Annotated in this window: 11 protein-coding genes; 3 read left to right on the top strand and 8 right to left on the bottom strand. The window is 59.4% G+C overall.

Translation table 11 applies throughout. The annotated features are described in order from the left end of the window. Positions 1 to 4 precede the first annotated feature (4 nt). Positions 5 to 1,213: an AraC family transcriptional regulator gene (locus ASG19_RS12230; RefSeq protein ID WP_244476150.1), complete on the bottom strand. Its 1,209-nt coding sequence runs from the start codon at positions 1,211 to 1,213 to the stop codon at positions 5 to 7. Between ASG19_RS12230 and dusA the strand changes: the two genes are divergently transcribed. Further along, a complete protein-coding gene (gene dusA, locus ASG19_RS12225; RefSeq protein WP_062458072.1) occupies positions 1,190 to 2,155 on the top strand; it encodes a tRNA dihydrouridine(20/20a) synthase DusA in 966 nt (321 codons plus the stop codon). The two genes, ASG19_RS12230 and dusA, sit on opposite strands and share 24 nt — an antisense overlap. Positions 2,156 to 2,305: 150 nt before the next feature. After that, positions 2,306 to 4,663: an EAL domain-containing protein gene (locus tag ASG19_RS12220; RefSeq protein WP_082476295.1), complete on the top strand. Its 2,358-nt coding sequence runs from the start codon at positions 2,306 to 2,308 to the stop codon at positions 4,661 to 4,663. 9 nt (positions 4,664 to 4,672) lie between these two features. Here ASG19_RS12220 and ASG19_RS12215 read toward each other — a convergent pair whose 3' ends face one another. Continuing rightward, on the bottom strand, positions 4,673 to 5,275 hold the full coding sequence (locus ASG19_RS12215; RefSeq protein ID WP_062457092.1) for a TetR/AcrR family transcriptional regulator: 603 nt from the start codon (positions 5,273 to 5,275) through the stop codon (positions 4,673 to 4,675). 148 nt (positions 5,276 to 5,423) lie between these two features. On the opposite strand from ASG19_RS12215, the gene ASG19_RS12210 reads away from it, so the two are divergent. Beyond that, a complete protein-coding gene (locus tag ASG19_RS12210) occupies positions 5,424 to 5,813 on the top strand; it encodes a RidA family protein (protein WP_062457089.1) in 390 nt (129 codons plus the stop codon). A gap of 41 nt (positions 5,814 to 5,854) precedes the next feature. Here the strand turns inward: ASG19_RS12210 and ASG19_RS24315 are convergent, their stop codons facing one another. The 6 genes from ASG19_RS24315 to gcvH form a co-directional block, all read right to left on the bottom strand. Next, on the bottom strand, positions 5,855 to 6,016 hold the full coding sequence (locus ASG19_RS24315) for a hypothetical protein (RefSeq protein ID WP_162734933.1): 162 nt from the start codon (positions 6,014 to 6,016) through the stop codon (positions 5,855 to 5,857). 292 nt (positions 6,017 to 6,308) lie between these two features. Beyond that, positions 6,309 to 6,533: a hypothetical protein gene (locus ASG19_RS12200; protein ID WP_062458069.1), complete on the bottom strand. Its 225-nt coding sequence runs from the start codon at positions 6,531 to 6,533 to the stop codon at positions 6,309 to 6,311. Positions 6,534 to 6,650: 117 nt separating this feature from the next. Beyond that, positions 6,651 to 6,896: a 30S ribosomal protein S21 gene (rpsU, locus tag ASG19_RS12195; RefSeq protein ID WP_062457083.1), complete on the bottom strand. Its 246-nt coding sequence runs from the start codon at positions 6,894 to 6,896 to the stop codon at positions 6,651 to 6,653. 233 nt (positions 6,897 to 7,129) lie between these two features. After that, on the bottom strand, positions 7,130 to 7,339 hold the full coding sequence (locus ASG19_RS12190; protein WP_062457081.1) for a cold-shock protein: 210 nt from the start codon (positions 7,337 to 7,339) through the stop codon (positions 7,130 to 7,132). 227 nt (positions 7,340 to 7,566) lie between these two features. Then, positions 7,567 to 10,440, bottom strand: coding sequence for an aminomethyl-transferring glycine dehydrogenase (gcvP, locus tag ASG19_RS12185; RefSeq protein ID WP_062457078.1), 2,874 nt, complete (start codon positions 10,438 to 10,440; stop codon positions 7,567 to 7,569). Further along, positions 10,437 to 10,799: a glycine cleavage system protein GcvH gene (gene gcvH, locus ASG19_RS12180; protein WP_062457075.1), complete on the bottom strand. Its 363-nt coding sequence runs from the start codon at positions 10,797 to 10,799 to the stop codon at positions 10,437 to 10,439. Before gcvH ends, gcvP begins: the two co-directional genes overlap by 4 nt. Positions 10,800 to 10,867 lie beyond the last annotated feature (68 nt).

The raw sequence follows: 10,867 nt of genomic DNA, 5'->3' as shown, positions 1-10,867 counted from the left end.
TTGCCTAACGTTGCAGACGATATTTCAGCGGAGAGGTCCCCATCACGTCATGAAACGCCCTTCGAAACTGTGGTGTGCCCTTGTACCCGACTGCCCCGGCAATCGCGTCGATGGGCAGGTCAACCTGAGCAAGGAGCGTGACAGCTCGCGAGATGCGCCGCCGTTGAACAAACGAGTGTGGATTTTCCCCGGTCGTTGCCTTGAAGGCGCGGGAAAAGTGGAAACGGCTGAGCCCGGCAACAGCGGCCAGCTCGGCCAGGCCGACTGTTGCCTGCAGATGCCCCTCCACGAAATCCGTGACCGCGGCGATCTGTCGGTCCGACAGACGCCCCTGCCTGTCTGCCATGACCCCGAAAACCTCAAGCGATGCCAGCAGGCAGACGCTCTCCGCGTGGAGCTCGTCCACATGAGGCGCCCTGAGAACCGCTTCAAGCTTCTTAAGTGTGGCGCGTAACTGTGGATCGCGCGAGTAAGCGAACGGCGCAGGATCCCACTCGGAATATCTACCAGCCAGATCGTCGCGGATCGCCTTTGGATCGAAATACATAGCGACAAATCGGTTGGTTCGTGGCTGAGGCTGGCACCAGCCCTCGATGCCGCAGCCTTTGGGCACGAAGGTGATCGTGTCGCGCAAGTCCTTTTTATGGAGCGTCGGAAGACCGTCCACGCGCAGCTCACCATCAGTGAGAGTGATATCGTGCAACGCGAGATAGTGGTTCTCGCCACGGCTTCTGAAGTCATACGGTTCAGCACCGCTCAGCTCGACATACTCGGCCGAAAATCCGTTCAAGTCGAACGCCGCCCGTGCGACATGCGCCATGGCCGGCTCTGCAAAATCTATCTCAAGACCGCGAGAAGAACTCATATGCCTGACTAGCACGCATTTTGCTCGGATTAAACAAAATTTGCTACTGAAGGGTAGGGTTTGCACCTTGGTTGGCGACCGCTCACCTTCGATGGCATCTCGTCCGTCCAAAGTCGAATTCCCTGTAGAAGAGGCTTTCACCTCGAGACACAGCCCATCTACGCTCCAGCCGGTTCCAATCCGCACCAACCTGGCGACAACGCATTTTTGCCGTTTGTCTTTCGCCAGGCTCAAAATCTTGTTATCCGTGCCGCCACGCACCGGAATAGTCGCTCGGAACCAATGCCAACGCATCCTCATAAAAAAGTCTTCGCTGTCGCCCCGATGATCGACTGGACCGATCGTCACTGCCGTTTCCTGCACCGGCAGCTGTCGTCGCGCGCGCTTCTTTATACGGAGATGGTCGTCGCCGATGCGATCATCCATGGGCCGCGGGAGCGGCTCTTGTCCTATTCGCCGGCAGAACATCCTGTCGCCTTGCAGCTCGGCGGCTCGAATGCGGAAAAGCTGTCCGAGGCGATCCGGATCGCCGGTGATTACGGTTACGACGAGATCAACCTCAATGTCGGATGCCCCTCGGACCGGGTGCAGTCGGGGACATTCGGTGCCTGCCTGATGCGCGACCCTGCGCATGTTGCAGATCTCGTCACAGCCATGAAAAAGGTTTCACAGGCGCCTGTGACCGTCAAATGCCGCATCGGCGTTGATGATCAGGTGCCGGCCGACGTCCTGCCGGACTTTCTCGCGCGAATGATTGGTGCCGGTGCCGACGCGATCTGGATCCATGCCCGCAAGGCCTGGCTGCAAGGACTGTCGCCAAAACAAAATCGCGAGGTTCCTCCACTGGTTTACGATCTGGTCCATCGGATGAAGCGTGAGAACCCGGATGTGTTTCTCGGGATCAACGGCGGTATTGCCGATCTTAAGCAAGCTTCTGATCACCTGGAGGTGATGGATGGCGTCATGCTCGGCCGCACTGCCTATCACAACACCGGCTTGCTGGCGGGCGTCGATGCGCTTCTGGATGGAAGACTTGAGTATCCAGACCCTGACTGGCTGGCGCTGCGCGACGCGATGATTGCCTATGCGGATCAGGTTATCGCCTCCGGTGGCAGATTGCATCACGTGACGCGTCACATGGTTGGTCTGTTTCAGGGCTATCCCGGTGCGCGTCGGTTCCGCCAAATCCTGTCGTCAGAGGCGACGAAGCCTGGCGCTGGGACCGAAATCCTAACCGCTGCGTTCGCGGCGGTGGATTTGAGCTCCGGGCTTGAAAAGGCGGCCGGATAAGCCTTTTGGGATCGATATCCCGTACCCAAGGCGCGTTCTTGGACACGTGCATGCCGCCACTGTATATTATTATTTCCTTAAATATTAACACCTAATGTTTTGCTGACAAGTCGATGAAATTGTTCGTCGTGCGTTCTTGTGGTGGCATCCATGTTTCGAGTTCTCGAATGCGTCGTGGTTCAGCATGATCGAAGCACTGTTCTTCTCGCGGCCGGCATCTGCGTCGTCGGCATGCTCGCATTTTTTCTGATCCATAGACGGGCGATCGAGTGCAACGAACGTCGGCGGCGGATCTGGCTCCTTGTCGCCAGCGCCACGGGCGGGCTTTCCATCTGGTCGACGCATTTCGTGGCAATGCTCGCCTACCAGGGCACGATAGCGATCGAATTCGAGCGCGTCCTCACCCTTGTATCGGCTCTGACTGCCGTCGCCGGCTTCTGGTTGGCGCTGCAGATTGCCGATCGATCGAAGACGGTTTCTTCGCTCGCAGCCGGCATGGTCGCCACCGTCACGGTCGCCGCCATGCACTTGATCGGCACCGAAGCGATCCGTGCCGCGGCAACGACCCGCTACGAAATGACGCCCATCTTGATCGGCTCTGTTGTCTCTTTCTCTCTCTTCACCGCGGCGTTCGCCTCCACGACGCTTCGAAGAAGCACCCTGCGCCTGATCTGTGCAGTCGCTGCCAGTGTTGCTGCCATTTGCATCCTGCATTTTACTGCGATGTCGGCGACCGAGCTGATCCCCGATCCGACGCTTCCAGAGGCCTCGCTCGACGGTGGCGGGCGGATCTGGCTCATTGGCGCGGTTTCGATCGTCATGAGTGTGATCGTGCTGACGACTGTTGCTGCGAGCTTCATCGACCGGTACCTGACGGATTTGCGTGGCTTTGCCAACGCGACGCTCGAAGGCCTCGCGGTGGTTCGCGATGGCCGCGTCATCGAGACCAATGCTCGCTTTGCCGACTTGCTGTTGCTGCGCGACCGCGACATCCTCGGCCGAGATCCCGACGATCTGCTGGCTGCAGCCGACGGTCTTCCGCTGACGGCTCAAAGGAATTCCGCAGTCGCTGCCACGCCGAAAGTGACGGACCGTGAGGTCTTTCTGGAGGTTGCCGTCCATACGATCGAGTATCGCGGTCGCTCCTGCCAGGTTCTGGCTGTCCGCGATCTGACCGAGAAGCGCATTGCGGAGCGCCGCATCGAACACATGGCTCGCCACGACGCTTTGACTGACCTTCCCAACCGTACGCTCTTCAACGATCGGCTCGACGGTGCCTTGAGGACGGCTGCACTTTCCGGCGATGTGCTGGCGGTGCTTGCCCTTGATCTCGACCGCTTCAAGGCCGTCAACGATGTGTTCGGCCATGCAGAAGGCGATCGTGTCCTGATCCGGGTCGCCGATATCCTGCGGCGCTGTGTCGGTCCGGCCGATACGCCGTCCCGCATCGGCGGCGACGAGTTCATCATTCTCCAGACAGGCGTCGAACAGCCGGCGGGCGCAAACCTGCTCGCCGAGCGTATCCTCGAAACCTTCCGCACCGAAATGAATGTTGCACTCGATCCCACCGCCGTGGGCGTCAGCATCGGCTGCGCGGTTTATCCGGACGACGGAGAAACGCCTGATGACTTGCGCAATGCGGCCGACATGGCCCTCTACAATGCGAAGTTCTCGGGACGTGGTACGGCAGCATTCTATTCCGCGGCAATGGACGCAGAGCTGCGCGAGCGGCGCGAGATCGAGAGCGAGTTGCGCTACGCCGTACTGCGCTCGCAACTCAGCATGGTATTCCAGCCACTCTTTGATGCCACAAGCGGCCTCTGCTCGGGCTATGAGGCCCTGATGCGGTGGAAGCATCCGCAATGGGGCAATGTCTCACCGAGCGTCTTCATTCCGGTTGCCGAGGAAACCGGCATCATCGTGCCGATCGGTGAATGGGCGATGCGCGAAGCCTGCAGGGTCGCCAGTACCTGGGATGACGGCCTGGCGGTAGCGGTCAACGTTTCGGCCATCCAGTTTCGCTTCCCGAACCTTGTCGACATGATTGCGTCGGCACTGGATGAGAGCGGCCTGGAGCCCCACCGGCTTGAACTCGAGATCACAGAGACCTCGCTGCTCAAGGATCGCGACACGACGCTCGCGACCTTGCTCCGGTTGAAGGCGCTGGGAGTCCATGTGGTGATGGATGACTTCGGCACCGGCTATTCGTCGCTCAGCAACCTGCACAGCTTCCCCTTTGACAAGATCAAGATCGACCGCAGTTTTATCAGCGAGATGGAGGAAAGCGACAGCGCCCGTGCCATCGTCAAAGCCATCATCGGTCTCGGCAAGAGCCTGGACTTGCCCGTCGTCGCGGAAGGCATCGAGACCTTCGGGCAGCACCGGATGGTGGTCGAAGACGGCTGCGAACAGCTGCAGGGTTTTCTCCTCGGCAAGCCGAAGAGCGAGGGCGAAGTGGAGATCCTCTCAGGAATTCGCAATCTTCCGACTTATCGCCGTCGAGGTTGAGGTGGGCGATCATACGGGCTGTTTCGTCAGCAACCCGCTGGCAAGGTGACGGAACGCTTCGACGGCTTTTTCCAACACGGCCGGCGGATCGTCGGCCGCAGCGATCCACAGTGCAGCGTTGAGTGCCGCACCGTTGATGAGACGTGCGGCGGCCTCCGCATCCATACTCTTGACCGTCCCTTCGGCGATGAGAGCGCTGATCGTATCCGCCGTGGTGCGCAGACAGGCGTTCTGATTGGGCCAACGCGATGGGTCGCCGAGGACAGCAGGACCATCCAGCAACATGATGCGCTGAATTTCCGGCTCCAGCGACATCTCGATATAGGCGACCGCCTCGGCAAGAAAGCCGTCCCAAAGTGTCCCGCCGGCGTGGTTTGCGGCAGCACGCATCCGCCCCAGCATCTCGGAATCGATCTGATCGATCACCGCTTGTAAAAGACCCTTCTTGTCTCCGAAATTATGGTAGAGCGCACCCCGCGTCAGGCCGGCGGACGCCGTGAAGTCGTCCATGGACGAGCTGGCATAGCCTTTCTCGGCGAAGGACTTGCGCGCCGCGCTGATCAGCTTGCCGCGCGTTTCTTCCATCATCGTGGTACGCTTGCTCGGCGCCATCGCTCACCCCCGGCTCGGATTCTTACATCAGTTGACATACGCAGCGTATCTGAGATACGCAGTTGCATACGGAGCGTATATCAAGATTGACGGGGTCAGGGAAGGCTCCTGCAACGCCGTGGACGCAACAACCGATTGGAGACGAGCTATGATCGAACGAGAAGCAATTTTCCCCGCAGGCCGACAGGCCCTTTACGACATCAACAAATACTCAGCCGCGATAAGGTCGAAGGATCTTCTGTTCGTGTCCGGACAAGTTGGCAGCCGTGATGACGGAACGCCGGAACCGAATTTTGAAAAACAGGTTCAACTCGCGTTCGACAATCTGCGTGCGGTTCTCACAGCGGCAGGCTGCGGGTTCGACGACATCATCGACGTCACCACGTTTCACACCGACCCTGAAAATCAGTTCGGGACGATTCAGGCAGTTCGCTTGGGCATAATGGGGGAAAAGCCGTACCCGAATTGGACAGCGGTTGGGGTGAACTGGCTCGCGGGGTTCGATTTCGAGATCAAAGTGATCGCTCGTATCCCGTAATCCCGAGCGGGCCGCGATTGCAGCACGGTCAGCGCCCGATATTAGGCTACGGCAAGTTGCCGTAGCAATCGCTTCAGTTCGACCGATTCCGGCAGAGGCTCGGGCGGTTCGGATTTGAGGTTGTTGCGATCATTCAGTTCAAACTGGTACCAGTTGAAAAGACCCGATGCGACAGTCTGAGCCTCCTCGCTCGACACGTCCACATGTCTCTCCTCGCACCAGGCTTCCAGGAATCTCTGAAGAAGTTCGAGATCATCCGAACCTAGCACGATCGCCGATGAGGCGTTGTCCTGACACATTCTACCCTCGCATCCTTGACAGGCACTCTCCTGATATCGGCATAGCCGGATGATCAGAAAAGACTGCGGGGCGTCTTTGAAAAGGCGACACCTGAGCGCTGCATCCCGGAGTATGCATGCGTCCCGCAGTGCAAGTTAACGCAGAACCAACGAATTGGTTCAATTCGGGAAAAGCAGTCGGGAGTAAAACGAAAGATTAGGAAGTCTTGACCGCGCGCTTGGTCTTCGTCGCCGCTTTTTTTACAGGGGCGGGGGCATCAGCGGTCTGCTGGAGCCGCAGAGCACGTAGTTTTTCTGTCTTCTTTTCACGAGCAATAACTTCGGCGTCCAGGATGTCACGCACCACGGAGTTGGTCTGCTCCGATTTGGCTTGTGCCGACATTTTCGCGGGCTTGAAGAACTGGTCCTTGGTCGCTGTCATGCTTTCCTCCTGGAAACGGCCGATGTCTGCCGTGGACCGCGAGAATGGCATAGACTGCCATCCTGCGATTGGTTGCGTGGCTCTGGCTTGTGCTCAAAACCACGCTCATGTCGGAGCCTAGCGGGCGCGAGCTACGATGACTTTTTTCTTCGGAGCCGGAAGCAGGCCTTCGCGCTGCATCTGCTTGCGAGCAAGCTTGCGCGCGCGACGGATCGCATCTGCTTTTTCACGGGCACGCTTCTCGGAAGGCTTTTCGTAAGCGCTACGAGCCTTCATTTCGCGGAAGATACCTTCGCGCTGCATCTTCTTCTTCAGGACGCGGAGAGCCTGATCAACGTTGTTATCTCTGACGAGTACCTGCAAAATATCTCCTTACGCGGCGAACCGCTATCTCTTGAAATTTGTCGGACGCGGGTTGATCGGGAAGCGATCTCACATCCGCTCTCTTTTCACCCATTCGAAGTTAAACCGTCTAGCACAGTAAAACCTCAGAATGGACGAAAAAACAAAAGGCCGGGAGATGAACCCCGACCTTCCACCATCATCGCCGCCTTCGTGCCAGTACATCCGTGGTCACGCGGGGCAATGACAAAACCTTAAGCAGCGCGCAGGTTGTCTGCGGAGCTCTTGCCAGAACGCTTGTCCTGGACGATTTCGTAGCTGATCTTCTGACCTTCGTTCAGGCCATTCATGCCAGCGCGCTCAACAGCGGAGATGTGAACGAACACATCCTGGCTGCCGTTGTCAGGCTGAATGAAACCAAAACCCTTGGTGCTGTTAAACCACTTTACAGTGCCGGTATCCATAACGATTTCCTTTCAATCGTAGTAAGTTGCCAACCCTGAAATACGGGGTCGGGGGTAGATCGACGTTGAGAGGAAATCAGAAAGAGCTCCAAGTTTTCCGGGAGCTGCGGACGAGTCGCTAGCAAAGTTCGATGAAACTCAAAATAGAGAATAATTGCACTTAAACAAGGGCTGCGCGAAAATATATCCCGGAGAGGCCCAAAGCCCGGGCCTCTCCGGTATTCGTGTTACTCCGCGGCCTCCGCGTAGTCCTCAAGCGGCGGGCAGGTGCAGAGCAGATTGCGGTCGCCATAGACATTGTCGACGCGGTTGACCGGCGACCAGTATTTGTCGACACGGAAAGCGCCCGGCGGGTAGCAGGCCTGTTCGCGGCTATAAGGACGATCCCATTCGCCGACCAGGTCTTCCACCGTGTGCGGGGCGTTCCTCAGCGGGTTGTTGACCCTGTCCATGCGACCGTCTTCGATCGCACGAGCCTCTTCGCGGACTGCCAGCATCGCATCGCAGAACCGGTCGATCTCGGCCTTCGTTTCCGATTCCGTCGGTTCGATCATCAGCGTACCGGCAACCGGCCAGCTCATGGTCGGGGCGTGGAAGCCGCAGTCGATCAGGCGTTTTGCAACGTCGTCGACAGAGACGCCGGCCGAGGCGTTGAGCGGGCGGGTGTCGATGATGCACTCATGCGCGACGCGTCCGCTTGCGGACTTGTAGAGCACATCGTAGGCGCCCTTGAGCCGGGCTGCGATATAGTTGGCGTTGAGGATCGCAACCTTCGTCGCCTGCGTGAGCCCTTCGCCGCCCATCATCAGGCAGTAGGACCAGGAGATCGGCAGGATCGAGGGAGAGCCGAACGGCGCCGCCGAAACCGCACCTTCGCTGCCAAGTTCTCCGGCCCATTGCGGGTGACCGGGCAGGTGGCTTGCCAGGTGCGCCTTGACGCCGATCGGACCCATGCCGGGACCGCCGCCGCCATGCGGAATGCAGAACGTCTTGTGCAGATTGAGATGCGAAACGTCGGAGCCAATGTCACCCGGGCGTGACAATCCGACCATGGCGTTCATATTGGCACCGTCGAGATAGACCTGGCCGCCATTGGCATGGGTGATCTCGCAGATCTCCTTCACCGTCTCCTCGAACACGCCGTGTGTCGAAGGATAGGTGATCATGCAGCAGGACAGATTTGCCGCATGCTGCTGCGCCTTGGTGCGGAAGTCTTCCAGATCGATATCGCCGTTCTCGAGCACTTTCACGACCACGACCTTCATGCCGACCATCTGCGCCGAGGCAGGGTTGGTGCCGTGGGCCGAAGTGGGGATGAGGCAGACGTCGCGATGCGTATCGCCATTGGCGATATGGTAGTTGCGGATCGTCAGCAGGCCCGCATACTCGCCCTGCGCACCGGAATTCGGCTGCATCGAGAAAGCATCGTAACCGGTGATCTGGCAGAGCTTTGCCGAGAGATCGTCGATCATCTCCTTGTAGCCGAGCGCCTGGTCGACGGGCACGAACGGATGGATGTCGGAAAACTCCGGCCAGGTGATCGGCAGCATTTCAGCCGTCGCGTTCAGCTTCATCGTGCAGGAGCCGAGCGGGATCATCGCGCGATCGAGCGCCAGGTCGCGGTCCGACAGGCGGCGGATGTAGCGGGTCATCTCGCTTTCGGCGCGGTTCATGTGGAAGATCGGATGGGTCATGTAATCCGATTTTCTGAGAAGCGCGTTGGGCAGGCGGTATTCGACCGGGAAGTCCGACACCTTGAAGTCACCGCCGAATGCGCGCCAGACGGCCTCGAGCGTGACCGGGCGGGTGCGTTCGTCGAGCGACATGCCAATCTTGGTTTCACCAACCTTGCGCAGGTTGACGCCTTCAGCAACGGCCGCCCGCATGATCACACCCTGCATGTGGCCGACCTCGACGGTGAACGTGTCGAAGAACGAATCGGGTTCGATCGTGTAGCCGAGCTTTTCCAAGCCCTTTGCCATCAGCACGGCCTTCTTGTGCACGGCCTGAGCAATCGCCTTCAGGCCTTCCGGACCGTGGAAGACGCCGTACATCGAGGCCATCACAGCGAGCAGGACCTGCGCGGTGCAGATGTTCGATGTCGCCTTCTCGCGGCGGATATGCTGTTCGCGGGTCTGCAGCGACAGGCGGTAGGCACGATTGCCGCGGGCATCGACGGAGACGCCGACGAGGCGGCCGGGCATGGCGCGCTTGTGCGCATCCTTGACCGACATGTAGGCCGCGTGCGGACCGCCGTAACCGACCGGAACGCCAAACCGCTGCGACGAGCCGATCGCGATATCCGCACCCATCTCACCTGGAGATTTCAGCAACGTCAGCGCCAGAAGATCGGCCGCCATAGCAGCGACCGCACCGGTCTGGTGCAGGCGGGAAATCAGGCCGGAGAAATCACGGACTTCACCATTGGTGCCGGGATACTGGAAGATCGCGCCGAACACGTCGACCGGGTCGAGATCGGTCATCGGATCACCGACGATCACGCTCCAGCCGAGCGGCGCTGCACGTGTCTCGATCAACGCGATCGTCTGCGGATGACAGGCGTGATCGACGAAGAAGGCGGTTGCCTTCGATTTCGCCTGGCGCTGGCATAGCGCCATGGCTTCGGCAGCCGCCGTCGCTTCATCGAGCAGCGAGGCATTGGCGACGTCGAGGCCGGTCAGGTCGCAGATCATCGTCTGGAAGTTCAGGAGCGCTTCGAGGCGGCCTTGGGAGATTTCCGGCTGGTAGGGCGTGTATGCCGTGTACCAGGCAGGGTTTTCCAGAATGTTGCGCTGGATCACAGGCGGCGTCACGGTGCCGTAATAGCCCTGTCCGATCAGCGTGGTCAGCACCTGGTTCTTATTTGCGGTCTCGCGCAGCTTGTCGAGCGCTTCTCGTTCGGTCAGCGCCGCACCCCAGGTCAGCGGGTTCTGCTGACGGATGGAGGCGGGGACCGTGGCATCGATCAGCGCGTCGAGCGACTTGTAGCCGATCACGGCTAGCATATCGCTCATCTCCGTCGGGGAGGGACCGATATGGCGACGATTGGCAAAGTCGTACGGGTCGTAGTCGGTGAAGTGGAAGTCGGTCGAGTCGCTCATCCGATCAGTTCCTTGTAGGCAGCTTCGTCCATCAGCGCGTCGGCGTCGGCTACATTCTTGAGCTTCAGCTTGAAGAACCAGCCGGCAGCCTGCGGATCGGAATTGACCAGCGACGGGTCGTCAACGATCGCCTGATTGACTTCGGTGACTTCGCCGTCGAGCGGCGAATAGACGTCGGAGGCTGCCTTGACGCTTTCGACGGTTGCGGCATTGCCGTCCTTCACCAGCTCGGCACCGACTTCCGGCAGTTCGACAAACACGAGATCACCGAGCTGCTCGGCAGCATGGGTGGTGATGCCGACGGTGGCAAGGCCGTCTTCGAGTTTCAGCCATTCGTGTTCGGCGGTGAATTTCAGCATGGGAATGTCCTCTTAAGGAAAGCGTGAATGGGGATGACGTGGGGGAGGCCGGGGGTGGGGCCAGGCCG

This window comes from Rhizobium sp. Leaf306 (assembly GCF_001423425.1).
GTDB lineage: Bacteria > Pseudomonadota > Alphaproteobacteria > Rhizobiales > Rhizobiaceae > Neorhizobium > Neorhizobium soli.
This window is presented reverse-complemented; position numbering and strand designations above follow the sequence as displayed.

What these genes read in the sequence shown, in the direction of transcription:
- dusA (WP_062458072.1), top strand. Translation starts at nt 1,190, where the DNA reads ATGATCGACTGGACCGATCGTCACTGCCGTTTCCTGCACCGGCAGCTG.
- ASG19_RS12220 (WP_082476295.1), top strand. Translation starts at nt 2,306, where the DNA reads ATGTTTCGAGTTCTCGAATGCGTCGTGGTTCAGCATGATCGAAGCACT.
- ASG19_RS12215 (WP_062457092.1), bottom strand. Translation starts at nt 5,275, where the DNA reads ATGGCGCCGAGCAAGCGTACCACGATGATGGAAGAAACGCGCGGCAAG.
- ASG19_RS12210 (WP_062457089.1), top strand. Translation starts at nt 5,424, where the DNA reads ATGATCGAACGAGAAGCAATTTTCCCCGCAGGCCGACAGGCCCTTTAC.
- ASG19_RS12200 (WP_062458069.1), bottom strand. Translation starts at nt 6,533, where the DNA reads ATGACAGCGACCAAGGACCAGTTCTTCAAGCCCGCGAAAATGTCGGCA.
- ASG19_RS12190 (WP_062457081.1), bottom strand. Translation starts at nt 7,339, where the DNA reads ATGGATACCGGCACTGTAAAGTGGTTTAACAGCACCAAGGGTTTTGGT.
- gcvP (WP_062457078.1), bottom strand. Translation starts at nt 10,440, where the DNA reads ATGAGCGACTCGACCGACTTCCACTTCACCGACTACGACCCGTACGAC.
- gcvH (WP_062457075.1), bottom strand. Translation starts at nt 10,799, where the DNA reads ATGCTGAAATTCACCGCCGAACACGAATGGCTGAAACTCGAAGACGGC.